Annotated in this window: 24 protein-coding genes and 1 riboswitch; of the genes, 11 read left to right on the top strand and 13 right to left on the bottom strand. The window is 56.0% G+C overall.

Annotated features, from left to right (window positions below):
- The 5 genes from AC0TOF_RS18940 to AC0TOF_RS18960 form a co-directional block, all read right to left on the bottom strand.
- Entirely contained in the window at positions 1-1,599 is a 1,599-nt protein-coding gene (locus tag AC0TOF_RS18940) for a M20/M25/M40 family metallo-hydrolase (protein ID WP_473769486.1), read from the bottom strand.
- Positions 1,600-1,738: 139 nt separating this feature from the next.
- On the bottom strand, positions 1,739-2,503 hold the full coding sequence (locus AC0TOF_RS18945) for an amino acid ABC transporter ATP-binding protein (RefSeq protein WP_473769385.1): 765 nt from the start codon (positions 2,501-2,503) through the stop codon (positions 1,739-1,741).
- Entirely contained in the window at positions 2,500-3,156 is a 657-nt protein-coding gene (locus tag AC0TOF_RS18950) for an amino acid ABC transporter permease (RefSeq protein WP_473769386.1), read from the bottom strand. The genes AC0TOF_RS18945 and AC0TOF_RS18950 overlap by 4 nt, the downstream gene beginning before the upstream one ends.
- 11 nt (positions 3,157-3,167) lie before the next feature.
- Positions 3,168-3,815, bottom strand: a complete 648-nt coding sequence (locus AC0TOF_RS18955; RefSeq protein WP_411506577.1) for an amino acid ABC transporter permease — start codon at positions 3,813-3,815, stop codon at positions 3,168-3,170.
- Positions 3,816-3,907: 92 nt separating this feature from the next.
- Entirely contained in the window at positions 3,908-4,684 is a 777-nt protein-coding gene (locus tag AC0TOF_RS18960) for an ABC transporter substrate-binding protein (protein WP_473769387.1), read from the bottom strand.
- Between the two features lie 359 nt (positions 4,685-5,043).
- On the opposite strand from AC0TOF_RS18960, the gene AC0TOF_RS18965 reads away from it, so the two are divergent.
- Complete coding sequence (locus AC0TOF_RS18965) at positions 5,044-5,460, top strand: Lrp/AsnC family transcriptional regulator (protein WP_122002333.1); 417 nt, start codon at positions 5,044-5,046, stop codon at positions 5,458-5,460.
- Between the two features lie 11 nt (positions 5,461-5,471).
- Here the strand turns inward: AC0TOF_RS18965 and AC0TOF_RS18970 are convergent, their stop codons facing one another.
- Positions 5,472-6,134: a pyridoxamine 5'-phosphate oxidase family protein gene (locus AC0TOF_RS18970; protein ID WP_473769388.1), complete on the bottom strand. Its 663-nt coding sequence runs from the start codon at positions 6,132-6,134 to the stop codon at positions 5,472-5,474.
- Between the two features lie 81 nt (positions 6,135-6,215).
- Between AC0TOF_RS18970 and pdxR the strand changes: the two genes are divergently transcribed.
- The 3 genes from pdxR (at position 6,216) to AC0TOF_RS18985 (ending at position 10,143) form a co-directional block, all read left to right on the top strand.
- The gene (pdxR, locus tag AC0TOF_RS18975; RefSeq protein WP_473769389.1) at positions 6,216-7,637 is read left to right on the top strand and encodes a MocR-like pyridoxine biosynthesis transcription factor PdxR; all 1,422 of its coding nucleotides are present in this window, start codon (positions 6,216-6,218) and stop codon (positions 7,635-7,637) included.
- 115 nt (positions 7,638-7,752) lie between these two features.
- The gene (locus AC0TOF_RS18980; RefSeq protein WP_473769390.1) at positions 7,753-8,814 is read left to right on the top strand and encodes a glycoside hydrolase family 25 protein; all 1,062 of its coding nucleotides are present in this window, start codon (positions 7,753-7,755) and stop codon (positions 8,812-8,814) included.
- Positions 8,815-8,976: 162 nt separating this feature from the next.
- Positions 8,977-10,143, top strand: a complete 1,167-nt coding sequence (locus AC0TOF_RS18985; protein ID WP_473769391.1) for an MFS transporter — start codon at positions 8,977-8,979, stop codon at positions 10,141-10,143.
- Here AC0TOF_RS18985 and AC0TOF_RS18990 read toward each other — a convergent pair.
- From AC0TOF_RS18990 to AC0TOF_RS19010, 5 genes are all read right to left on the bottom strand, one after another.
- On the bottom strand, positions 10,088-11,008 hold the full coding sequence (locus AC0TOF_RS18990; RefSeq protein ID WP_122002402.1) for a homoserine O-succinyltransferase: 921 nt from the start codon (positions 11,006-11,008) through the stop codon (positions 10,088-10,090). The two genes, AC0TOF_RS18985 and AC0TOF_RS18990, sit on opposite strands and share 56 nt — an antisense overlap.
- Positions 11,009-11,051: 43 nt before the next feature.
- Positions 11,052-11,161: riboswitch (SAM-I-IV-variant riboswitch) on the bottom strand.
- 138 nt (positions 11,162-11,299) lie between these two features.
- Positions 11,300-12,022 (bottom strand): copper homeostasis protein CutC, encoded by a 723-nt coding sequence (locus AC0TOF_RS18995; protein WP_473769392.1) that lies wholly within the window; start codon positions 12,020-12,022, stop codon positions 11,300-11,302.
- The gene (locus tag AC0TOF_RS19000; protein ID WP_473769393.1) at positions 12,019-12,969 is read right to left on the bottom strand and encodes an ROK family protein; all 951 of its coding nucleotides are present in this window, start codon (positions 12,967-12,969) and stop codon (positions 12,019-12,021) included. Before AC0TOF_RS19000 ends, AC0TOF_RS18995 begins: the two co-directional genes overlap by 4 nt.
- An 84-nt stretch (positions 12,970-13,053) precedes the next feature.
- On the bottom strand, positions 13,054-13,830 hold the full coding sequence (locus AC0TOF_RS19005) for a VOC family protein (RefSeq protein WP_473769394.1): 777 nt from the start codon (positions 13,828-13,830) through the stop codon (positions 13,054-13,056).
- 36 nt (positions 13,831-13,866) lie between these two features.
- Entirely contained in the window at positions 13,867-14,592 is a 726-nt protein-coding gene (locus AC0TOF_RS19010) for a DUF899 domain-containing protein (RefSeq protein WP_473769395.1), read from the bottom strand.
- 88 nt (positions 14,593-14,680) lie between these two features.
- On the opposite strand from AC0TOF_RS19010, the gene AC0TOF_RS19015 reads away from it, so the two are divergent.
- From AC0TOF_RS19015 to AC0TOF_RS19040, 6 genes are all read left to right on the top strand, one after another.
- Positions 14,681-15,133, top strand: coding sequence for a MarR family winged helix-turn-helix transcriptional regulator (locus AC0TOF_RS19015; RefSeq protein ID WP_473769396.1), 453 nt, complete (start codon positions 14,681-14,683; stop codon positions 15,131-15,133).
- Between the two features lie 532 nt (positions 15,134-15,665).
- Positions 15,666-17,243, top strand: coding sequence for a peptide ABC transporter substrate-binding protein (locus tag AC0TOF_RS19020; protein WP_473769397.1), 1,578 nt, complete (start codon positions 15,666-15,668; stop codon positions 17,241-17,243).
- A gap of 112 nt (positions 17,244-17,355) precedes the next feature.
- Positions 17,356-18,933 (top strand): peptide ABC transporter substrate-binding protein, encoded by a 1,578-nt coding sequence (locus tag AC0TOF_RS19025; protein WP_473769398.1) that lies wholly within the window; start codon positions 17,356-17,358, stop codon positions 18,931-18,933.
- 72 nt (positions 18,934-19,005) lie between these two features.
- On the top strand, positions 19,006-19,929 hold the full coding sequence (locus tag AC0TOF_RS19030; RefSeq protein ID WP_473769399.1) for an ABC transporter permease: 924 nt from the start codon (positions 19,006-19,008) through the stop codon (positions 19,927-19,929).
- Positions 19,922-21,055, top strand: a complete 1,134-nt coding sequence (locus tag AC0TOF_RS19035; RefSeq protein ID WP_473769400.1) for an ABC transporter permease — start codon at positions 19,922-19,924, stop codon at positions 21,053-21,055. Before AC0TOF_RS19030 ends, AC0TOF_RS19035 begins: the two co-directional genes overlap by 8 nt.
- Before the next feature lies 1 nt (position 21,056).
- On the top strand, positions 21,057-22,661 hold the full coding sequence (locus AC0TOF_RS19040) for an ABC transporter ATP-binding protein (RefSeq protein WP_473769401.1): 1,605 nt from the start codon (positions 21,057-21,059) through the stop codon (positions 22,659-22,661).
- Positions 22,662-22,718: 57 nt separating this feature from the next.
- Here AC0TOF_RS19040 and AC0TOF_RS19045 read toward each other — a convergent pair whose 3' ends face one another.
- Complete coding sequence (locus tag AC0TOF_RS19045) at positions 22,719-23,864, bottom strand: GGDEF domain-containing protein (RefSeq protein ID WP_473769402.1); 1,146 nt, start codon at positions 23,862-23,864, stop codon at positions 22,719-22,721.
- A gap of 220 nt (positions 23,865-24,084) precedes the next feature.
- On the opposite strand from AC0TOF_RS19045, the gene AC0TOF_RS19050 reads away from it, so the two are divergent.
- Positions 24,085-24,387, top strand: coding sequence for a DUF982 domain-containing protein (locus tag AC0TOF_RS19050; RefSeq protein ID WP_122002318.1), 303 nt, complete (start codon positions 24,085-24,087; stop codon positions 24,385-24,387).
- A 276-nt stretch (positions 24,388-24,663) separates the two neighbouring features.
- Here AC0TOF_RS19050 and AC0TOF_RS19055 read toward each other — a convergent pair whose 3' ends face one another.
- The gene (locus AC0TOF_RS19055; RefSeq protein ID WP_122002317.1) at positions 24,664-25,710 is read right to left on the bottom strand and encodes an NAD(P)-dependent alcohol dehydrogenase; all 1,047 of its coding nucleotides are present in this window, start codon (positions 25,708-25,710) and stop codon (positions 24,664-24,666) included.
- Between the last annotated feature and the right edge of the window lie 107 nt (positions 25,711-25,817).

The raw sequence follows: 25,817 nt of genomic DNA on the forward strand, positions 1-25,817 counted from the left end.
CTAGGGCTTCAGGAAGCGTGCGGCTATGCCATAAAGAAACTGCGGCAGCACCGTAAAGGCGTAGGGAGCGTAGACCCGTTCCAGCCGCTGATGGTACTCGCGACCCCATGGACCGATATTCACTACGGGATATGAAAGCGCCTTCGGATTGGCACGGTCTATGAACTGAGCCGCCGGTGTATTGGCCGCGATGACTTCACTATCCGCCGCATCCGGCATATGGCCGAAGAAACTCATATCGGAGATACCGGCAAAGATTTCACGATATCGGATTGTCGTATCGAACTGACGCTCTGCCTCCAAACGTGCGGTTTCCAGAGCTCCAGCAAAACGCTGTTCCTCTGCCGTTTCAGCTCCCATGCGAACATGCGGATAGACGAGACTTCCAAAGCCGATAATCACCGTCGGGCCTGTAATGCGCGCCTCCGCGACCATACGGTCCACAAGTTCGCGCGTAATGAGAAGCGGGTTGTCGCTGCTTGAAAGTTCAGCCTCCAGCACCGCGATCCGTTCCAGCGCCGCATCACCGCCAACGCGCCGAACCTCCTCGCGCAACTCCGCTGTGGTCAGAATTCGGCCCTTGTGATTGACGTTCGCCTCGCTGCCGACCAGCTTTGCAAACCGGTCCGCCTCGACATTGAAATGCGTGATTGCACGATCCAGCGCCTCGCCGACAACCGCCTTGAACCGCTGGAACAACGCGTCGGGTGAGACAGAATGGGTCAGCCAGTTGAACGCAACCCACGTCCGTTCTGGCGTGGTGACTTCATAGCCGCCCCGGAAATCCCGCGCTTCAAGGCAGATAGGCGGCGGCGAAACCTCCCCGTCGCCCGTGTCGCAGAGAACCGCATTGGCTTCGACTGCCCGCATGATTTCCGACGCAATGAGATGCGCGCTGACCCCTTCGAACGGATAGCTCGCATGGGACGGTTGCCCAACCACGAAAGCAAAGGGAAGCTGTTTGCCGATGGTACCACGATAGATGGCACGGCCTTCCGCGCCGTCACCCTGATCGCTTGTTGCATCCAGATTGATACCAGCGACGATATCGAGACCCCAGCGTTCGGCAAGTTCCGGCAGGGCGTCGCGCAGGCTGCGCATTCCACGCGATCCGCGCTCTTCGTCAGGGGTAGCGAACAGGATCAAATTGCCTTCACGATCCGGCTGCTGCGAGAAACGTTCCAATACTGCGATACCGGCGGCGACCCCGCTCTTCATGTCGAGCATGCCGCGTCCGGGGATATAGTTCCCGCTCTGAAAATCGGCGAGAGCCTTTTCCTCGTTCGGTGCGAGCGTGCGACTGGTAAGATCTGCCAGAAGCGCTTCCAGCAAGGCGTCCGGTTCAAAAGCCAAATGCTTCAAATCGCGATAATTGGCGGTTTCCACCACATCGAAATGACCAGCCAGCGCCAAAGTCCGCCGTCCGCTACCGCGAACCACCGCAATAACATTCTTGGTCATCGGCGAACCGTGACTGTCGACAACGGCAATGTCGTCCGGATTTTTCTGGAAATAGGGAATCTCGCGCAAAAGCTCGGCAAGCTTCGGACCAAACGATGCCTCGTCAGGTGTCCCGGTCTCACTCGGCCATCTTACCATGCGATAGGAGAGTTCTCGCACCCGTTCCGTCGGGTTCCATTCATTTTGGCTTGCCACGGTCTTCCTCGCTCAATAGTTTCCCGCCTCCGTACCTGGGTTGAGGCACAGACGGGTCTTCACAATCTGATTTAGCGTCGATTTACTGGTTGAGATGCTTTCTCAGGAACGCTCTCGTTCTTTCATTTTCCGGGTGGGTGAAGATCACGTCCGGTTTGCCTTCCTCGACCACCACGCCTTTGTCCATGAACAGCACCTTGTCGGAAACTTCAGCGGCAAAGCGCATTTCATGGGTCACGATCAGCATGGTCATATGTTCCTGCGCGAGCTGTTTCATGACCTGATTGACTTCCTCAACCAGCTCCGGATCGAGCGCGGAAGTGGCTTCGTCGAACAGCATGACTTTCGGCTGCATGGCAAGCGCGCGGGCGATGGCAACACGCTGCTTCTGCCCGCCCGACAGACGCGACGGATACATTGAAGCTTTATCGGCAAGACCGACTTTCTTCAAAAGCGAAACGGCCAGTTCCTGTGCTTCCTGCTTGCTCTTGCCCTTCAGTTTGATAGGCCCAAGCGTGATGTTCTCCATCACATTGAGATGCGGAAACAGGTTGAAGTGCTGGAAAACCATGCCCATTTGCTGGCGCACGGCATTGATATGCCGCTCGAAAGCACGTCCGCTCAATGGCTGGTTTACCTGAACACCATCCAGCAGTATCTGGCCCGAATTGACTGTTTCGAGATGGTTGATCGAGCGAAGCAGCGTGCTTTTACCGGAACCGGAAGGACCGATAATGGCGATGATCTGGCCGCGTTCAACCGACAGGTTGATGCCCTTGAGAACCTCAAGTGCGCCATAAGCCTTGTGGACGTCGCGCACTTCCACCATGGGTTTGCTGTTGCTCATCGGTAAGCCTCGACTTTCTTTTCCATCCAGTGCAATCCGGCTTCCAGGATGAGATTGAGTACGTAGAAGATCACTGCGGCAGTGATATAGAATTCAAACGGGCTGTAGGTTTCACTGATCGCCTGCTGCGATGCGTGAACCAGTTCGGTAATGCCGATTACCGACACAAGCGCCGTGTCTTTCAGAAGAGCAATCAGATTATTACCCACCTGCGGCAGCGCATTGCGAACGGCTTGCGGCACGATGATGTAGCGCAAGGTCTGGGCGCTGCCGAAACCCAGCGAACGGGCGCCCTCATTCTGCCCCGGATCGACAGTCAGGATCGCGGTGCGAAACAGATCGGAATTATAGACCGCAAAATGCAGCCCAAGGCCGATAATGCCGGTCCACACGGCGGGAATGTTGATGCCAATCTGCGAGAGGCCGTAATAGAGCAGGAAGAGCTGCAAAAGCAGCGGGGTTCCCATGAAAAGCCAGATGAAGAAGCGGATAGGATAACGCACCAGCCAGTGTCCGTAGAGAACAAGCAAGGCAAAGGCGATGCCGCCGAAGAAGCTGACGATGGATGACGAAACTGCGATGATAAGCGTCCACCAGACGCCAGTCATCAGGAGTTCGGTATAGGGCGGGACGATGGAAAAATCGAGTTGCATGAAATCACCGCCTATTTGAGCGCGTAGCGGGCTTCGAGAAAATCGACGAAGCGTGCAACGATATAGATGAGGACCATGTAAATGGCGGCGGCGATGCCGAAAATCTCAAACGGACGATAGGTTGAGCCGATGAAACGTTGGGCGGTATAGGTCAATTCAACGACGGAAATCGCAGAAACCAGGGCGGACCCTTTGATCAGCATCACCGTGTTGACCCCGAGAGAGCGGATCATCAGCCGGGCTGCCTGCGGTAGCACCACAAAGCGCATGGACTGCCCGCTGCTGAAGCCGATGGAACGGGCGGCTTCGTTCTGGCCGGCATCCACTGTCAGAATGGCGCCTCGCATGGCTTCGGCGTAATAAGCACCGATATTGAGCCCGAGACCGATGGCACCGGCTGCGAAAGGCTCAAGATTAATGCCGATCTGCGGTCCACCGAAATAAAGAACGAAAAGTTGCAACAGGCACGGTGTGCCGCGAAACACGCTGACGTAAGCCGTTCCGATGAAACGCAATGGCCAGAAGCGCGACAGTTTCGCGGTTGTGGCAAGTGCACCGACACTCAAACCGATAAGAATGGCAAGCGCCGAGATTTCGACGGTAACCAGGGCGGCCTCCAGAAAATATGGAAAGACCTCCGCCATCAAAGAGAAATTCATCATCTCCCCTTTCCTGTCTGGACAACCAAGCCGGAAAGATATGTTGCCGGGACATTCATTCTAACTGTCGCCCCGGCAAGGGTTTCATAGGGTTAGCGGATGTCGCGACCGATCCACTTCATCGAGATTTTCTCGTAGGTGCCGTCGGCCTTCATGTCGTCGAGAGCCTTGTTGATCGCATCCTTCAGTTCGGGATTCCCCTTGCGCAGAGCGATGCCGACATTGTCGGTGCCCTGAAGCTCCGGCGTATCGAGCTGACGAACCTTTTCGCCGCTTTCCTTGATAGCGATCAGGATCGGAATATCATCCGAGGCAATGGCGTCGACGCGGCCCGAGCGAAGCTCGAGCAGCAATTCCGGAATGCCCTTATAGGTGCGAACCGTCCAGCCGCCCTGCTCGCGCGCCCACTTGTCGCTGGTTTCGCCAAGCGTCACGGCAATGGTCTTGCCCTGCTTCAATTCATCCATGGACTTGACCGGGGAAGCTTCCGTCACAAAGATGCCGCGCCCGCCGCGATAGTAAGGGCCAGCGAAGTCGACGGCCTTTTCGCGCTCCGGCGTGATGCTCATGCTGCCGACGACGACGTCGAACTTGCCCGCGCGCAGCCCGGCAATGATACCGTCGAAAGCCGTGGTTACGACAATCGGCTTAACATCGAGACGCTTGGCGATTTCGGCGCCGATATCGACGTCAAAGCCGACAACCTGATTCTGGCCGTCGACAAAGCTGAAAGGCGGAAAAACGCCACTCATGCCGATGCGCAATTCGCCGCTCTGCTTGACCTTTTCGAGATCGTCGGCATGGGCAGGTGCAAGCATCATCAAAGCGCCGACACCAGCTGCAATGAGTGAAGATAGAAGGGTTTTCATTTCATTTTCTCCTAAGTGATCGTAACGCGATCACGGGCGATGCCCGTTCCGAGCGCGCGATGTGGCGCATCTTTCCAGATTGTCGACGCCCGACAGGCGGCGGCAAATTTCTCGGGAAAACCTATTCGGAACGGAAAAGATCGTCGCGCCCCGGCTAGCCAGGAGCGGCAGAAGAAAAGCGCCATCGATCCACCTCCGAATTCCCCTTGCCGGTTGCGTGCTGCTTATCCGGCTTGTTTGTTTTTAGGCACGCTAACGGAGCAAAGGATCAACGAAAACGCCATTTATGTATAGAAATGTCCAGTAATCTGCGATAAACGCAATCAGATTGGCGAAATCGTCAAAATGGCGGTGTGGTGATGGATGATCTGGACCAGCGATTAATCTCGGAACTGCGTATCAACGCACGCGCGTCAATCCCGACGCTTGCGAGCATTCTTGGGGTAGCCCGGGGCACGATCCAGAGCCGGATGGAACGCCTGATAGCTTCCGGCGTGATTGCAGGCTTTACGGTTCGGCTGAAGGATCACGGGTCGACCGACATGATCCGCGGCATCATGATGATCGAACTCACCGGGCGAAACATCAAAAGCGTGATCGCGACATTGCGTAAAAATCCCGGATTTTCAGCAGTGAACACCACCAACGGAACGTGGGACCTGATCGCCGAGATCGAGGTTCCCAACATGAATGAATTTCACCGGCTTGTAACAGGTATCCGGGCGATGGATGGTATCGCAAAGTCCGAGACGCATCTCTTTCTCGGACCTGCTTAAGTCCTGGTTGTTTATTCGGCGGCTTCCGCCACATATCCGAACTGCGTAACGCCTTGCGGCGCAGCGACGCCCGGCAAAACACGTCCATCATCGATCGGCGCCCCCATCTGCGTGGACATGGGAATGACGCCTGCCCAGATCGGTAGCGCATAATCGGCATCGTCGTCCTTCGGTGGGCCAGAACGAACCTTTGCCGAGGCTTCGTTCAGTTCCAGTTCGAGAAGCATGGTGGCCTTCAACTCCTTTGCCATCATCGGGCGCAAGCCTTCCCAGCGGCCGGGAAAAAGACCGTTTACGAAACTGCGCAAGTGATGTTCTTTCGCCGTCACATCCGAAACTTTACGCGCGGTCCCGAAAGCCATGACCGAGCGATAATTGCACGAATGATGAAATGCCGAGCGGGCCAGGACCAGCCCGTCGAGCAAGGTAAAGCTCACACAGACTTCGGCTTCATCGCAGCTTTCCAGCATTCGGCTGGCGGATGATCCATGCCAATAGATGAAATTGCCTTCGCGCCAGACCAGCGTCGGTGTGACATAAGGCGTTCCATTGAACACATAGGCCACATGTGCGAGCGGTTGAGCATCAATGATTGAATGAACCGTGGCTGCGTCATAGGCGCCGCGCTCGTGAATGCGTTTTACACGGGTGCGTTCGGTTGGGGCTTTCGTCATGGCCGATATTTCTCCTTTATGTTCGGCCAAACTGCCCGCATAGTGGCATTGGGAAAATAACCACTTTAATCGAATAAGATAATGCCAATTTCCAATACACTTCCGGAATTCGGGATTGATCGTGCCAGCGATGTCTCGCTCACCGCGCAACTGGTTGATCAGATCAGGCAAGCGGTTCTCGCCGGTCGGCTGAAGCCGAACGCAAGGTTGCCGTCGACGCGCAGCCTTTCACTGGAACTGGGGCTGTCCCGAACGACTGTTCTCGCCGCTTTCGACCAATTGATTGCCGAGGGCTATCTGGAAGGGCGGCAAGGCTCGGGCACGCATGTCTCCGCGGAACTTCCCGATACCAGCCTGACCATCGACCCATCGCCACTCCCTGCAAGAACCCAGCCGCGGTTACATCGTGAAGAAGCCAAAGCCTTTCGGCTTGGTGTGTTCGATAGCGATCATTTCCCGCATGACCAGTGGGGCAAACTGCTCGGGCGCATCTGGCGCAATCCTTCAGCCGATCTATTGAACAGCGACGATGTGTTTGGTTTCCATCCTCTGCGGTCATCGCTGGCGCGTCATTTGCACGAATGGCGGGGCATGGTCGTATCGCCGGAACAGATCATCATAACCGGCGGCAGCGCAGACGCCCTTTCACTCATCCGAGAAGCCTTGTTTACCCCCGGCGACAAGCTGTGGATGGAAGAACCAGGGTATCCACCGGCTCGCAAAATCCTGGGCGTCAATGGTCTCGACATCGTCCCGGTGCCGGTTGATGGCGGAGGTCTTGATGTTTCTATAGGTCGGAACGAGGCCGACAATGCGCGCGGTGCTTTTGTTACACCTGCCCGACACCATCCGACAGGTGTAACCATGACTTTGGCGCGCCGTCTGGAACTGATCGCCTGGGCAAGAGAACGTGATGCGATAATTATCGAGGATGATTACGACAGTGAGCATCGCTATGTCGGCCAGCCACTGCCAGCGCTGATGTCGCTGGACCCCGACCGTATTCTTTATATCGGGAGTTTCTCCAAGGTCTTCTCGCCCCTCTTGCGGCTCGGCTTCCTGATCGTGCCGTCGCATAGAGTGGCTCAATTTAGAGAATTACGGCAGACGTTGTTTCCCGCTCCATCGCCGCTCGCCCAGCCAGCTCTGGCCGCTTTCATTGAAACGGGAGCTTTTGCTCAGCACATAAGACGTATGCGCCGCATCCATGCCTCGCGCCGCCGTAAACTCATAGCAGCACTTGCACCCGGTGAACCGGACCTGTTTCGAATTGAAGCCCCGCCTGCCGGACTATCCTTGCTGCTGGCTTTGCCAGAGGGGCAAAGCGATACACATCTCGCATCCGTTCTGGCAAAGGCTGACATTGAGGTTCATCCACTATCGACGCTTTTTACGAAACTGACGCCCCGTCAGGGACTTATTCTCGGTTTCTCAGGATTTGACGAAACCACATTGGAGAAATCTGCAACAGCTTTGATAAAAATTCTCAGACAGTCGATTTAGAGATTTCGCATTAGCAATTTCGTAAACTTTGGATTCAGCTTTTCCCGGTAAGCTTTGATTAGCAATTAGCTCGGGAGGAGCGTTGCAGCCCATTTGTTTTGCGTTACGGGTGCTCATGCGTTCTTCGGTTGTATCAGTCATTGCCCTTGCCTGCGCCGCTTTGACGGGCTGTACGTCAAGCTCCGGCGTCGACAGCATCATGCTCCAGTCGAAAACCTCGGCCGAGACTACGAGTTCGGTGGTGCGCCCGGTTCCGCCCGCTCCTTTGAGTGAAATGGCGAGCGCACCCCAACCGATGCCTGCCGCCAGCCAGGAGGAAGTACTGGCATGGGCAGGCCCTATTCCAGATGCCGGTCCATTCAAGGCAGAACCGCCAGCACGCGTTGCACCACAGCCACAAGAACGGCCACAGGCCCGGATTTCAGTGCCGGCTCCCGAAGTCGCAGCCTATCCGCCGGTGCGTCTTGCACCGCATGAGCGCTCCAGAATCTACAGCCATCGCTTCCGCGATGCGAAGCCGATCAATTTCGGACGCTCTTCGCCGCGCAAGCTTGCAGTGCACGGCGTGGACGTATCCCGCTGGCAGGGCGATATCGACTGGGCGAGACTGCGCACGCAGGGCGCCAACTTCGCCTATATCAAGGCAACCGATGGCGGGGATCATCTGGACCCCATGTTTCGCAAGAACTGGCGCGAGGCAAAGGCGGCCGGCATCAAACGCGGTGCTTACCATTTCTTCTACTGGTGTCGCGTAGCAAGCCAGCAAGCCGATTGGTTCATCCGTAATGTTCCCAAGGAAGCCGACGCGCTTCCGCCTGTCATCGATGTCGAATGGAACGGCGATTCCTCCTGCAAGCGACGACCTTCCCCGGCGCAGGTGCGGGAAAAGATGCAGGTCTTCATGGACAAGCTGGAGCAGCATTATGGCAAGCGCCCAATCATCTATACGGCACCAGATTTCTACGACGACAACCTGAAAGGTGCTTTCACCAATTATCCTTTCTGGCTGCGCGCCGTTGCCCAGCATCCGTCCAAAGTCTATCCGGGGCGCCCATGGACATTCTGGCAGTATTCCGGATCGGGCCTGTCGCAGGGCGTAAACGGAAAGATCGACCTGAATGTCTTCCATGGTTCCGAAGACGACTGGCACAGATGGCTGGCGCGCGCCGCCAGCTAGGGTCAGGACCTACTCGCGCGCGGAACTGGTCAAGGATTGGTTTGAATGTTATGAGACCGTATCAGGGATAACCGAAGCTTTGCCTCGAAACCCGGCATGCAACATCGCCATGCCGGGCCATTTGCTGTCCGCATGGTGTTACCATGAAAGGGAATGGCAAATATGGACATCCGCCTATTTGTGCTGGCGCTGGCAACCTTCGTCACTGGTACCGCCGAGAATATCATCATCGGTATTCTTCCGAGCATTGCCCCCGGTTTGAGCGTTTCCGTCAGTGTCGCCGGACAACTGACTTCCGTTTTTTCGATTACTTTTGCGCTCACGGCTCCGCTGGCACTCATCCTCACGACACGGTTCGAGAGGAAAAACATTCTGGTCTCAGCGTTGGGCATTTTCATAGCAAGCAATATCATTGCATGCATCAGCCCCAATTATGCGATCCTGTTTGCCGCGCGGATCGGCATGGCCGCAGCCAGCGCAATCGTTTGCCTGATTGCAACCATGCTCGCCACAGAACTGGTTGGTCCCGCAATGCGCGGACGCGCTATCGGGATTATATTCATGGGCATCAGTGGATCGATGGTGGCTGGCGTTCCGACCGGAATGATCCTCGACGAATGGCTGGGTTGGCGCGCGGTTTTCCTGGGTCTGGCATTGGCAGCAGCTCTGGTGTTCCTCCTGTCATTACGCGTGCTACCGAAGACTGGACGCAATCCCGGCGGTTTGCCACCTTATATGCCGCACCTGAAATCCTCACGGCTAAGGTCAGCCCAACTGGTTTCTATCTTGATGATCGGCGGACATTTCGTATTGTTCGCCTATCTTTCATCCTACCTTCTGGAAGTGGTCCACATTCCCTCTCACAAGGTCATCTGGGCGATGGTGGCCTTCGGATTGGCCGGAATGACCGGTGGTTATCTCGGTGGCTTGTTTGTCGACAAACTGTCGCCACGGCTGGCTATTGTACTGACACCGCTTCTCTATCTGACGGCGTTGACGGCGATACCGCTTGCAGTCGGCTCGAGCACAATTTTTGGCGCAGCGCTGATGGCATGGGCCTGCGTCAGCTGGATGATTTCGCCCGTGGTTCAGAGCTTTCTCATCACGACCGATCCCGCAACAGCCGATGCCGGTGTCGGGATCAACCTGTCAGCCATGCATGTGGGCGTAGCGCTTGGCACCGCAATGGGTGGGCTTGTTTTGCAGCACTTGTCTTTCCATGCCCTTCCCTGGTTCGGTTGTATTCTGGTCGCTCTGTCCTTGCTGTGCGCTCTTAACGCTTCCCGATTTTTTCCAGGTCGTAGGGCGTCGATTGATACATCTCGTTAATCCAGTTTCCGAACAGAAGATGCGCGTGGCTCCGCCAGCGATTTTCCGGCTGGCGTGTCGCATCGTCTCCGGGGAAATAATTCGCTGGAACCTTGGTGTCGGGCTGAACCTGAATGTCGCGGAAATACTCATCTGCAAGCGATGTGGTGTCGTACTCCACATGATTGAACATATGCAGCGAGCGGTGATGCGGATCGTCCAGCAGACAGAGCCCCGTTTCCGGACTATCGACCAGCACCTTCAGCCCGCTATCGGCCGGAATGTCGCTCTTGCGTACCTCGGTCCAACGTGAAACCGGGATCTTGAAATCGTCCGAAAATCCCCGGAGATACGGCGAAGACGGCGCAAGGTTGCGCTGGCTATAGACGCCAGAGGCCTTGCCCGGCAGTTCATACTTGCCCATGCCGTGGAAATAATGAACGGCGGCCTGCGCTGCCCAGCATATATTCAGCGTCCGGTGCACATGGGTCTGCGTCCAGTCGAAAACACGCTGCATTTCGTCCCAATAGGTAACTTCCTCGAATTCGAGGCGTTCCACCGGAGCACCGGTGATGACAAAACCGTCAAAGCGTTGATCCTGCACATCTTCCCACGGCTGATAGAAGGACAGCATGTGATCGGCAGGCGTATGGCGCGCCACATGATTGGTGATCCGAACAAGGGTCAGCTCTACTTGCAACGGCGTTGCGCCGAGAAGGCGCGCAATCTGCGTCTCGGTGGTAACCTTGTTCGGCATCAGGTTGAGAAGACCGATTTTCAACGGGCGAATATCCTGACGAATGGCATCTGCTTCGCGCATGACCATAACGCCCTCGGCCTGGAGAACACTGGTTGCTGGCAGATCGTCAGGAATTTTAATCGGCATAGTCGCGTCGGTCCCTAGTTTGTAGCGGAGCAGACGCAAGTGGCTTTATCCGTATAATTGCCGGTTTGGCCACATCCTCTCTTTGCGGAGAGTACCACCTTGCCCGGAAAGGCAGGTTGGCGTTGGGCGTCGCCCCAACTCTTGATGTGATGTCACTTCTACTCAATCTCTTTCGGGGTGGCAATAGGGTTTAAGTGCCACCCCGAACTGTTTGAGAAATTTCCTTTTCACGAGTTGACCGGTGCGCGAAATCAGCACTGTCATAGACACGGAATTTGGAATGAACGACCTTTAAGTATGTTCGATTGCGGCTTTCAGCTCACTCACACGTCGGGCTGATGTCCGAAATGTTTGTTCTGCAGCAAATCCAAACGTGACAGCGCGAACATCCGTCTCGGGGACAGGTGCACGGCATGAAGCATGTATTTCCGTCACGCCTGTCGCATCTACTATGCGTCTCACGTTCTCGGCCTTAATGCCGCTGCCTGGCATGATGCTGATGCGACCGGCGGCCATTCCAGTCAACAGCCGCAGATTATCCAGTCCCTCTTCCGCCGTTTGTGACAGACCGGACGTTAGAATACGTTCGAAACCGAGCGTAATCGCCTGTTCTAGTGCTGACTTCATATCGGGAACCAGATCAAAGACGCGATGAAGCGTCGTTCCGAGGCCTTGCGCCTCTGCAACCAGCCTCCGCAACATCGCAACATCAAGAGAACCGTCGTTCAGCGAAGCGCCAACGACAACACCCGCCAAACCGGCATTTCTTGCGTTGCGGATATCGGACATCATGATGGCTTCGTCGGCTGTCGAAAAGCAGAAACTGCCCGCGCGGGGTCTGACCATTGCGTACACCGGAATTGGTGCCTGTGAAGCAAGTTCCATCAAGGATTGTGAGGGCGTCAAGCCGCCCAGTTCAAGGGCGGAACAGAGCTCGATGCGATCCGCGCCGCCTTCAATTGCCGAATGAAGACCTTCGGCGCTATCCACGCAGACTTCCAGTAACACGCTCACGCCTGATGCCCCAATATTGCTGCTCCCACCAGACCGCCGTCGCTGCCAAATAGACCGGGGACGACTATCGGCTGTTCTGTCTTTCGCAGGATTCGGGCCCTCACCGCCTGGTCAATGGCAGAAATCAGCTCTGACGCGGTGGCTAGACCACCACCTACGGGGATGATTGATGTGCCGGTTACATTGACAACAGCGGCCAGCGGATCGGCAACCAGCTGGAGATAGGCGAAGACTGTTCTCGCAGCCTTCTGACAACCGGCGAGCCAATCCTGTAAAATCCTATGGCTGGTTGCATCGACCGCATTCAGAAATCGATGCAGTCTCTCAATCCCGCGCGCGCCGCCAATGGTATCGACACAACCGCTTTGCCCACAGCCGCAATTGAAGCGCGGGACAGATACGGCCTGACCGTCAATCTCTATGGATGTGTTGAGGATCGGGCCGTGGCCCCATTCGCCGGTCAGTCCGCCCTTGCCTCGAACCAACCGACCATCCACAACGAGCCCACCGCCGACGCCTGTGCCCAGCACAGCACAGAAAACAATGTCATGTCCTTTCCCGGCCCCTTCGATCGCTTCGGCGAGCGCCAGGCAATCGGCATCATTGGCCGCGATGACCCGACGTTGCAATCGCTCGCCAAATTCCACGCTCAGCCTGTGACCTGTAATGCAGGGAATATTTGCCGACAGAGCAGTCGTCGTATCCGGATCGACCAAACCGGCGATGGAGAGAGCAAGTGGCCACTCGTCGTTCGACGCGTGAGTCTGTAGCGCGGTTTCCAGCGTGCGACCAAATTCCTCCCAGTTGTCAGCGGGAGTGGGCAACTTTTCGAGAAGCTCGATATTTCCCGGATGCGTGGAGCGCGCAAGTCGAATGAAGGACCCACCGACATCTGCCGAGAAAACAGTCCCAGACCTTTGAGACTGACGCGCCCTTCTGTCCTGCATGGATCGATCTTCCGCCGATACGTTTCGATGTAGCATCCAATCATCGTAAATGTATCGGCAGTCAATCGCGGAGTGCAGTATTTCCTACGGTTTCGACGCTACAAGCGAGATGTTCACGCCTTGCGGGTCCTTGCATTGAACAACCCACTCGCCGTTCGGCACCTCCATTGGTTCTTGCAGAACGGTTCCGCCAAGAGACTTGACCCTGCTGGCTGCATCCTTGACGCCTTCCACCATGAAGTAGAAACCCCAGCCGACTGGTGTGCCGGGAGGCGCGGTCATGATGCCGCCGTGATCGGCGCCGTCGACGCTGAACACCTTGTAGTTGCCCATAGGCCCCATGTCGAAATTGCGTGAAAGCCTCCAGCCGAACACCTTCTCGTAGAACGGAAATACAGTCTCGCAATTCTGGGCATAGAGTTCGTGCCAGCCCGGATGCCCCGGTTTACGCGAACCGAAATCAGCCGGCGGCGGCATGTCGTCTTTCGGCTCAAAAAGTGCAAAGACGGCACCTTGCGGATCCGAAACAATGGCGAACCTTCCGATGTTCGGAATGTCCTGCGGAGCTCTCAAGACCGTGCCGCCCTCCGCCTTTACCTTATCCGCGAATTCATCGGCATTCGCTACGCCGACATAGCCGATCCAGCCGGGTTTGCCGTCGCAGTCCTCCTTCGGCATGTCCGCTAACGACATCATGCCCGCGATCATGCATCCAGGCACTTCGAAAAGCGTATATTTCATGCCGGGGACGCCAGCGTCTTTCGCTGTCCAGCCGACGACTTTCGTATAAAAATCCTGTGCGTTGTCAGCATCTGTGGTCATGAGTTCGTACCAGACGAACGGAGATGCGCCGTTTTTCATTGAATGTACTCCCTTGGATATTTGTCGTTCGGGCGGTCAGCCGCAACAGCTATGTTTGGAAACCTGCGTCTCATACTCATCGTGCCGTTTAACGAAATGCATCGTGCCGTCTTCGTTGCGGCCCTTGGGCGCACGGTCTAGGATCATCAGCGTACCGATCCATTCTTCAATGCCACGGGCATAGCTGGAATAGGTGTGATAGATCGTACCGCTTTCATCCTTATAGAAGGCGCTCATGCCCGGCAGCTCATCGAAGGCATCCTCCGCAGGAAGCTTGTCAAAATTATAGATCACCCGATTGTTTTCGAGTTCATCCTTCGTGAAGGAGACGTGATAATCGAAATTGAAATCACTGCCTTTCGACGAAACCCATGGGAAGTGCCAACCCATTCGCTTCTTATAGGCTTCAAGCTTTGCAAGCGGTCCGCGCGAAACGGCAACAAGCGTGACATCGTGATTGTTGAGATGAGTTATCGTGCCGTCAAAATTATCCGCAAGGAACGAACATCCCGTGCAGCCTTGATCCCAGTCAGGCCCGAACATGAAATGATAGATCAGCAATTGGCTGCGCCCGTCGAACAGATCGGAAAGGGTTTTCCGTCCCGAAGGCGTATCAAACATGTAATCCTTGTCGACCTTCACCCACGGCAGGGCTTGCCGCTCTCGATTGACCTTGTCGCGCAGATGGGTGGCCTCTTTCTCGCTTGCCAGAAGCGCGCGCCGCGCGTCCAGCCAAACTTCTCGGGATACGACCTCGTTCATGGTGCAAGCCCTCCTCCGGCTTTTGCTCCGCCCGTCGATTTCAATCTTCTTGCTTGACGATTTACATTGATATCAATATTAATAAGCCATGTCAAATAGCCACGATGTGCCTTTCGAAACAACGCTTTTAGTTCGCGACACCTGCCTTTGCCTGCATGTTCAACGCGCTGCGCGTGCCCTCGCCCGCCGCTTTGACGATGCCCTCCGTCCCGCTGGGCTGACAAATGGCCAATTCTCACTGATGATGTCGCTCAATCGCCCGGCGCCTCCTCCAATGAAGCCGGTTGCGGAACTTCTGGCGATGGATCAAACGACACTGACGGCGGCGCTGAAGCCGTTGCAGCGGCAGGGCTGGGTGGAAATCATCGTTAACCCCAACGACAGGCGCGAACGGTTATTGCAACTCACACCGCAAGGAAAAGCTACTCTTGCGGCAGCCGTCCCAATATGGAAGGCTACGCATTCGGAAATTGAGAAGCAGCTTAAAAACGGCAATGGCGATGAAATTCGTCGAGACTTGCTGGTTTTGTCATCAGTCTAGGCTTCAGATTCAATTGATCCCCCATGTGACGACGGCGACGATGCAGCAGAGGTTGCCCCTTGCAAGAGTTCGCCCCGTTTCCGTTCACAGGCGCGATAGAGCTTCCAACAATATGAGTGTCAGAAACTAGCTGCATCGCATTCGATCAGGTCAGGCAAGCGGCTTAAAAGCAAGTATGTCGCCCCTTTCCGAAAACGGGCCGTCAATATCAAGGCACACGCCATAACAGCCTCGCTCTGAAAATCATGTGTGTAACTTTTAGCGAATCGATCCGATTCTGGCCGCTTTTCAACTGCCATTCGAACTCAGCAAATCGCGGAAATTCCGGCGTTTTTCGGGCACTTTCAGCTTGGGCCGCAACTTGTAAATCCGATGAAAACGCCTGGTTCCGTACCCGAAACGCGACGCTTAAATTGCTCGATAAATTGTGAATATATTAATCAAGTCAAAGTGTTGATAAGTTCTCTTGCAAGTGGCGCGCTTATCCATAAGATGCGAGCCATTTCAAAAATTTCAACGGAGGGGTTCTCAGATGTATCGTAAATTTCTACTGACAGGTGTGTGTCTTCTGGCGCTGGCCGGTGCCGCTTCAGCCGCAACCGTTCTCAACCGCGGCAACGACACTGATCCGGCGACGCTCGACCATCACCGCACCTCGACGGTCTCCGAAGGCAACGTGCTGCGAGACCTTTATGACGGCCTGACCATTCAGGACGCAGACGGCAAGGCTATTCCCGGCGTGGCCAAGTCCTGGGATATTTCCGAGGACGGCACGGTCTACACGTTCCATCTGCGCGATAACGCGAAATGGTCGAACGGCGATCCGGTCACCGCAGGCGATTTCCAGTTCACCTTCCGTCGTTTGATGGACCCGAAGACAGCGGCCGGCTATGCCAGCATGCTGTTTATCATCAAGAACGCCGAAAATATTGCAACCGGCAAGGCACCGACGGACCAGCTTGGCGTCGAGGCGGTCGACGATCACACGCTCAAGGTCACGCTGAACTCCCCTGCTCCATATTTCCTTGAGCTTCTGACTCACCAGACTGGTTTCCCGCTGCATCAGAAAAGTGTCGAGGCCAATGGCGACAAGTTCACCACGCCCGGCAAGATGGTGACGAACGGCGCTTATATGCTGGAAAGCTTCACGCCGAACGACAAGATCGTGATGAAGAAGAATCCGTATTACTACGAAGCGGATCAAGTGAAGATCGATACGGTCAACTGGATACCGTTCGAGGACCGCGCGAGCTGCATGCGTCGCTTCGAGGCCAAGGAAGTGCAGATCTGCTCCGACGTTCCGGCCGAGCAGATGGACTATGTGAAGAAGAACCTTTCCAAGGAATTCCGCATGGCGCCATATCTCGGCGTCTATTACCTGCCGGTGAAGGGCAAGACCGCAGACAGCAAGCTGAAGGACCCCCGCGTCCGACAGGCTATTTCCATGGCGATCGACCGCGATTTCATCGCCAATCAGGTCTGGCAAGGCACCATGCTGCCGGGCTATTCGATGGTTCCTCCCGGCATCGCCAACTATGTGAAGGATGCGCCGAAACTCAACTATTCCGACGATATGCTGGATCGTGAGGACAAGGCCAAGGAACTGTTGAAGGAAGCAGGCGTCGAGCCAAACACGCTTTCGATCGAACTGCTCTACAACACTTCGGAAAACAACAAGAATACGATGGCGGCCATTGCCGATCAGCTTGGCAATATCGGCATCAAGGCTTCGCTGAACGAAACCGAAGGCGCGACCTATTTCAACTTCCTGCGTGAAGACGGTCCGTTCGATATCGCCCGCGCGGCCTGGATCGGCGATTATAACGATCCGCAGAACTTCCTCTATATCAGCCAGAGCAATGTCAGCTTCAACTATTCCAAGGTGAAGAACGCCGCTTACGACGAGAAGATGGCGGAAGCTGAAAAAATTACCGATCTCAACGAGCGCGCCAAGACACTGGCAGAAGCCGAACAGCTGAAGCTTGACGATATGAGCAATATTCCGATCCTCTATTATTCATCGCGCGCTCTCGTTTCGGACAATATCAACGGTTGGAACGACAACCTGATGGACAGCCACAAGACCCGTTGGCTTTCTTTTAAACAATAAATTTTCAGCTTGGGCTGCGTTGTCTGACGCAGCCCTTTTTTCTTCGGTGCTTCCGGAGGGCCTCTTTTTTGTTGGGGCTTACATTTTCTAGAAAAGCATATGGGAGTTTCTAATGGTTCGCGGAATTTTGATGACAGGCGTTTGCCTGATGGCGTTGAGCCAAGCAGCATCGGCAGAAACAGTGCTCAACCGGGGCAACGACACCGACCCCGCCACGCTGGACCAGCATCACACCACCACCGCTTCGGAAAACCGTGTCCTGCGCGACCTTTATGAAGGTTTGCTCGCTCAGAACGAGAAGGGCGAAGCCATCCCCGGCGCCGCTGCCTCATGGGATATTTCAGACGATGGCCTCACCTACACGTTCCACATGCGCGAAAACGCCAAATGGTCGAATGGCGATCCCGTTACCGCTGGTGATTTCGAGTTCACTTTCCGCCGCATCATGGACCCCAAGACGGCTGCCGGTTACGCCAGCGTCCTCTATGCCATCAAGAATGCCGAGGAAGTGGCCACAGGCAAGATGCCGGTTGACCAGCTTGGCGTGAAGGCGCTTGACGACAAGACCCTTCAGATAAGCCTCAAGAACGCTGCCCCTTATTTTCTCGAATTGCTCACTCACCAGACCGGTTTGCCGCTCAACCGGAAAGCCGTCGAGAAATTCGGCGACAAGTTCACCCTGCCCGGCAATCTCGTGACCAATGGCGCCTATACGCTTGTCAGCTTCAATCCCAACGACAAGATTTCCATGAAGAAGAACCCCAATTACTGGGATGCTTCCAACGTGAAAATCGACGCCGTGAACTGGATACCTTTTGAAGATCGTGCAAGCTGCATGCGCCGTTTCGAGGCGAAAGAAGTCGACATCTGCTCCGATGTTCCAGCCGAGCAGATGGATTATGTGAAGAAGAACCTGAGCGGCCAGTTCCGCCTCGCCCCCTATCTCGGCATCTATTATGCGGACATCAAAGGCGAGCCTTCGAGCAAGCTGCGTGATCCGCGTGTGCGCCGCGCCATATCAATGGCTGTCGACCGCGACTTCATCGCCAATGAAGTCTGGCGCGGTGTGATGCTGCCAGCCAATTCAATGGTGCCGCCCGGAATCGTGAATTACGTCAAGGATGCGCCGAAGCTGGATTTCGCAGACGAGGACGTGCTGGACCGTGAGGACAAGGCCAAGGAATTGCTGAAGGAAGCCGGTGTAGAGCCTGGAAGCCTTTCGGTGACCCTGCGCTACAACACTTCGGAAAACCACAAGAATACAATGGCGGCAATCGCCAATATGCTGGGCAATATCGGCATCAAGGCAACCCTCAATGAGGTCGAGGGAACGACCTTCTACAATTACCTTCAGGAAAAGGGGATGTTCGACATCACCCGCGACGGCTGGATCGGCGATTACAACGATCCGAATTCGTTCCTGGAGCTTTATACCACCGGCAATTACTTCAATTATGCCGAATGGTCGAACAAGGATTATGACGCGCTGATGGCGAAATCCGCAACGACAACCGATCTCGCAGAACGGGCGAAAATACTTGCTGATGCGGAGAAGATTTTGCTCAGCGACGGGGCCGTCGTGCCGCTGCTGTATTATTCGTCCACCGCTCTCGTTGCCGACCGCGTTCAGGGTTACCAAGATAACCTCATGAATTCGCACGCCACGCGCTGGCTTTCGATCAACAAATAAAGCCAGAACCAAAAATACCCTCAGGGGTTGCCGGATCGTTCATCGACGATCCGGCAAAGAAGGAAAAAGAACATGCTGGGCTATACGCTCCGACGATTGGGTAGTGCGATACCCACGATTTTCATCATCATCACGCTGACGTTCTTCCTCATCAGGCTTGCGCCGGGCGGACCTTTCGATCTGGAACGCCCGATCGATCCGCTGATCCTGGAGAACCTCAAGAAAGCCTATAATATGGACGCGCCGCTGTGGCGGCAGTATCTGATTTATCTGGGCAATCTGGTGCAGGGCGATCTCGGGCCGAGCTTTACCCGGCGTGACTTTACAGTGAACGACCTCTTTGCTTCCGGCCTGCCGGTTTCGATCGTGCTCGGCGCGCTCGGCCTGACGCTTGCCGCGATCATAGGAACCTTCCTCGGCACGCTCGCCGCGCTGAAGCAGAATTCACCGATCGACTATTTCGTTGTCGCTCTCGCCACATTCGGCATCACCACGCCGACCTTTGTCGTGGCCCCTCTCCTCAGCCTTCTGTTCGGTGTCATTCTCGGCTGGGTTCCGGCGGGCGGCTGGTCCTCGGCGAATATAACCTACTGGATACTGCCGGTCCTTACGCTTGCATTGCCGCAGGTCGGCGTCATTGCGCGTCTCGTGCGCGGCGCAACGATTGAGGCATTACGCGCCAATCACGTGCGCACGGCGCGAGCCTATGGCCTGCCTTCCCGTGTGGTTGTGGGCGTTCATGCGTTGCGCGCCGCCATGCTTCCCGCCGCTTCCTATCTCGGCCCGACCGCCGCCGGCCTTCTCACCGGTTCGGTCGTGGTCGAAACTATCTTCGGCATCCCCGGCATCGGCCGTTACTTCGTGCAGGGCGCGCTTAGCCGCGATTACACCCTCGTCATGGGAACCGTTGTCGTCATTTCGGTCTTCATCGTGGCTTTCAACCTGATCGTCGATCTTCTTTATGCATGGCTTGATCCGAGGGTTCGCTATGACTGATCTTACCGCTCCGACCGAAACAGCCCAGCTGGAAGTTCCCAGCCGCTCGCTCTGGCAGGATGCATGGCTGCGCCTGCGCAAGAACAGGGCCGCCGTGGCGAGCGCCATCGTGCTTCTCCTGATGGCTTTTCTGGGTGTGTTCGGCCCCATGCTGAGCCCGCATCCCTATGACAAGATTTATCCGCAGTTCGTGCGCGTGTCCCCAAGCCTCGAAGCCTATCCGCGTGCCGATACGATCATGCCCGGGCTGGAACAGGTGCTGGCCCGCGCGCGGCTGAAAGCCGCTGGCGAGCCTGAACTGATCGGCAATTCGCTGGTGGTCAACATAACGTCGCAACGCCCGACGGACGAGCGCGTGCTGCGCTATTTCGAGCGTTCCGACCTGTTCGGCAATCCGAGGATTGAACTGGCGCAGGACGGGCTTTCGGGCAAGTTGACGCTCAATGTCAGCCGCAACTATTTCCTGCTCGGCACCGACAATCTGGGCCGCGATCTGCTGACACGCATCTTCATCGGCGTTCGCATGTCGCTTGCCATCGGCCTGCTCGCTTCCGCGATGGCTTTGGTTCTGGGCGTGTCCTATGGCGCGATCTCCGGTTATCTAGGCGGACGCGTCGACAATGTGATGATGCGGCTGGTCGATATTCTCTATTCTCTGCCCTTCATTTTCTTCGTGATATTGATGCTCGTCTTCTTCGGGCGATCGATTTTCATCATCTTCATCGCCATCGGCGCGACGGAATGGCTGGACATGGCGCGCATCGTGCGCGGACAGACATTGAGCCTCAAACGGCAGGAATTCGTGCAGGCAGCGGAGGCGCTCGGCGCAACACGGCGCGGCGTCATCACCCGCCACATCATTCCCAACGCACTCGGTCCCGTTATCGTTTTCGTGACGCTTCTGGTGCCGAAGGCAATCCTGCTTGAAAGCCTTCTTTCCTTCCTCGGTCTCGGCGTGCAGGACCCCCTCACCTCTCTGGGGCTCCTGATTTCCGAAGGCGCCCAGAACATGCGCGGCGCCAGCTGGCTGTTGATCTGGCCTGCCGCAACGCTGACCATCATCCTGTTTGCGCTGAACTTCCTTGGCGATGGCCTGCGCGACAGCCTTGACCCGAAGGATCGCTGAGATGACGAACGAAAACATTCTGAGCGTGCGTGATCTGCGTGTCACCTTCGATACGCATGATGGTCCGGTTGAGGCCGTACGCGGCATCAATCTTGATGTCAAAGCCGGTGAAACCATCGCCATTGTGGGCGAATCCGGCTCCGGAAAGAGCCAGACGACCATGGCGATGATGGGCCTCCTGGCCCAGAACGGCAGGGCAACCGGTCAGGCGCTTTATCGTGGACAGGATCTGATCGGCATGCCCGAAAAGAAGCTGAACAGGATACGCGGCGCAAAGATCACCATGATCTTTCAGGAGCCGATGACCTCGCTCGATCCACTTTACCGCATCGGCGACCAGCTTGCCGAGCCGCTTCGCTATCATCGGGGCTTGAGCAAGAAGGATGCGCGCCCGCGTATTCTTGAACTGTTGAAGCTCGTCGGCATCCCCGAACCGGAGCGCCGCATCGACAGCTATCCCTATGAGCTGTCGGGCGGGCAGCGCCAGCGCGTCATGATCGCGATGGCGCTCGCCAACGAACCGGACATCCTGATCGCCGACGAGCCGACGACCGCGCTCGACGTCACCATTCAAGCGCAGATTCTGGATCTTCTGGCCAATCTGCAAAAGCGGCTTGGCATGGCGGTGGTCTTCATCACGCATGATCTCGGCATCGTGCGGCGCTTTGCGGATCGGGTCTATGTGATGCGCTCCGGCGAAGTGGTGGAAACCAACGATACGGAGAAACTCTTTACCACGCCGGAGCATCCCTATACGAAGATGCTGCTCAATGCGGAACCGGAAGGTGAAAAAGCCCCTCCCGGCGACGAAGCGCCCGTGCTGGTTCGCGCTGATAATGTGAAGGTCAACTTTCTCATCAGCAAGCCGTGGCTGGGCGCCGCCAACTACCTCACAGCCGTCAACAATGTCTCGCTGACGCTGAAGCAGGGCCAGACCATCGGTATTGTGGGTGAATCCGGTTCGGGCAAATCCACACTGGGCCGCGCCATTTTGCGGCTGATCGCCTCCGAGGGTCGCATCGCCTATCTGGGGCAGGAATTGCCGCGTGAACCGCAGGCAATGCGACCGAAACGCCGCGAATTGCAGCTCGTCTTTCAGGACCCGTTCGGCTCGCTGAGCCCCCGCATGACGATCGGGCGCATCATCACCGAAGGGCTTCTGATCCACGAACCCAACCTTTCGGCAAAGGAGCGCGACCGCCGTGCGCAGGAAGCGCTGAAGGAAGTCGGTCTCGATCCGGCCATGCGCAACCGCTATCCGCATGAATTTTCAGGCGGCCAGCGCCAGCGCATCGCCATTGCGCGCACGATGATCCTGAAACCGCGCGTGATCGTGCTCGACGAGCCGACAAGCGCGCTTGACCGTTCGGTGCAGAAGCAGATCGTCACCCTTTTGCGCGATCTGCAGAAAGACCATGGGCTGTCCTATCTGTTCATCAGCCATGATATGGCGGTCGTTCGGGCGGTGTCCGATTATGTGATCGTGATGAAGAACGGAAAGATCGTCGAACAGGGCGACACCGAACAGGTCTTCGATCATCCGCGCGAGGATTATACCAAGGCTCTGATGGCGGCGGCGCTGAGCGAAGAACGCTTCGGCACCTGACAAGCCGACGGAAATGGGCCAGATTTTCAGGCCCATTTCCATCCCTGATCGGAGCGTTCAGGCAACGCTGTGCAGCTCTGTGCATACCTTGTTGCGCCCCAGATGCTTGGCGCGATAAAGCGCGGCGTCCGCCCGGTGGAATACGGTCTGGAAGTCACGATCTCCCGGCGTAAAGAAAGCGATGCCTGCACTGGTCGTCGTAGAAAAATCTCCCGCCAGAGCTTCAAAAATCGTCGCTGCAAAGGCTTTGCGGATCGCATCAGCCAAAGCAAGAACCTCGCTGTTCTGTTTCTGCCTCAGGATCAGCACGAACTCCTCGCCGCCGACACGCGAAATCAGAGCCTCGCATTTGACATGGCTGCGCAGGACATTAGAAAAGGTTCCCAACACCTGATCGCCGATAATGTGGCCGTGCGTATCATTGATCGATTTGAACGCATCGAGGTCGAAGATCACAACGGAATCTCCGAGCTGCAGTTCATCGTGGGTCAGCACATCGTAAAGGGCGCGCCTGTTCAGCAATCCGGTCAGGCTGTCCGTGCGTGCATCGTTGGCATGGCGGCGCGCGATACGCGACTGGGTGAAATTCAGCGATAGAGCGCCAATGCCCGTAATCCCGATGATTGCCGTTATCGCATTGATGTTTTCAGCCCAGTTGCTGGGGATGGCAGTCATCCCCCATTGGCGTTCGTACAGGATCAGCACACCGCACAGAAAGAATGAAATAGCCGTCAGGACATAAAGCGCGATCATGCCTGTCACAGGGACCGGCGCCTCGCGATAGACATGGAAATACTCCTTCGCCGTCATCAGGAGCAACAGGGCCGATGTCAGGTTGAAAATTGCCGTGCCGGTGCCCGTCTGACCCGCCAGAATGGGAAGTATCGTGGCGCAGATGACGGCGATCGCCAGGAGGATCAAAAAGCGGCTGCGAACCGCACGACCCGAAATCTGTCGCGAACCCAGTATCAGCAGTATGAAGCCGATGCTTTCGAGGCTGAAGGCGACGATGGAGGCCGTGGCCAGCGGCAGCGGCCCGGCATAATAAAGCACAGCCCCCGCGCCGAGCAGGATCATGCCAAGGCAACCCCACAGCAAGAAGCCATCGTGGGAATTCTGATACCAGACACTCAGGATCGTCAGGGCCACTGCCAGAGAGCAGATACCCGCCGCAAAAAACAGTGTATTCTCGTCAAATCCCAAAGATACGTTCCCCCGCCGCAAGATGCTGCCCGACAGACTGTACTTCAGCTCTTTGTAATAAGCGATAAGCAATGTGGTATGCCGAACAAGCATCCGGCGATGCGACGTCTTAACTGCGGAATCTAAAAACTTTTTTATTCCAGCCACTTGAACAGCCGCAGCGGCTTCCTAAATCGACGCCGTCACACTAACATTTTCGTTCGATCAAATGGAGGTTCTGATGAGCGACCGTTTGTTTGACAGTCCTGTATTTGTTAAGGACGGCCCCTATCTCATTCGCGAAATTGCCTGCGTTGAAGACGCAATAGACTATCTTTATGAATGGCCGGAGCATGACCGTGATGTCATCTATGAAATGACATGGAAGGCGTGTTGCGATGCGCAGAACGGTCTCAAACCTCTGAACGTTGCGCGCCATGCGATAGCCGGCTTCGCCCTCAAGCGAAATATTCTCGAAGAACCCCAAGCAGCAATTCCATGGACATCGAACACTCGATCTGGCGGCGGCAGAGTTCCGGCATAGGAGCTTCCCCCTCATGCACTGGTATTTTATAATCGAGGGTACGATCCTTGCAGCTTTTCTGACGGTAACAGCCGCGCTGGTTTGGAAAAATCTGCGCAGACGCTGAGCATTTCCAGCAAAAGTGTAAAACGGTTTTGCGTTCGGAAATGCTGAAAAACCGATAGATAGAAAAGCAAAACCCCGACACAAACGGGTCGGGGTTTTGCTATTTCAGGATAAGGACATGCATTCCAGTGTTTCAATCAAAACAGGAAATGCTCCATCCTTCGATGTGCGTCATGCTGCCAGCGAAGCCATGTCGATCACGAAGCGGTAGCGAACGTCGCTCTTCAGAACGCGCTCATAAGCTTCGTTGATTTCCTGGATATTGATCTTCTCGATTTCGGAAACGATGTTGTGCTGGCCGCAGAAATCCAGCATTTCCTGTGTTTCCTTGATCGATCCGATCATCGATCCCGCAAGCGACTTGCGGCCCGGAATGAGCGAGAAGGCATGCACCGGCACCATATGTTCCGGCACGCCCACGACCACCATCGTGCCATTGACCTTGAGCAGGCCCAGATAGGCATTCCAGTCGATGGCAACACCGACGGTGCAGATGATGAGATCGAACGAACCGGCCAGCTTCTCGAAGGTGCTTTCGTCGCTGGTGGCGTAATATTCATGAGCGCCGAGTTTCAGGCCGTCTTCCTTCTTGGAGAGCGACTGGCTCAGAACCGTCACATGCGCGCCCATGGCATTGGCAAGCTTGACGCCCATATGCCCGAGGCCGCCCATGCCGACGATGGCGACCCGTTTTCCCGGACCAGCATTCCAGTGGCGCAGCGGTGAATAAAGCGTGATGCCAGCGCAAAGTAGCGGAGCTGCGGCATCGAGCGGAAGATTGTCGGGCATGGACAGGACATAGCCTTCCTTGACGACGATATGGTCGGAATAGCCGCCCTGCGTCCGTTCCTTTCCTTCCGCATCGAAGGTGTTGTAGGTCTGGATGAGACCGGGGAGATACTGCTCGTTGTCGACATCCCGGCTGGCGCAGCCGACGCAGGAATCCACGAAGCAGCCGACGCCGACCTTATCGCCGACCTTGAACTTGGTGACCGCATCGCCGACAGCGGTGACGACGCCCGCGATTTCATGCCCCGGAACGATTGGGTACACGGCGTTCTTCCATTCATTGCGAACGGTATGGATGTCGGAATGGCAGACACCGCAATATTGGATCGAGATGACCACGTCATCCGCATTGGGTTCGCGTCGCTCAAAAGTGAACGGAACCAACGGTTCATCTGCATCCGTAGCAGCGTAACCTCTTGCTATGGCCATGATAGACTCCATTTATTGAATTTGGAAAGGCCCGCGGAATATGCCGGAAACAGGCGCGGAAGCGGTAGACCGATCCTGCAAGCTTTTTGCACGATCCTGCAAAGGTG

Source organism: Ochrobactrum sp. PL_is501 (genome assembly GCF_055816895.1).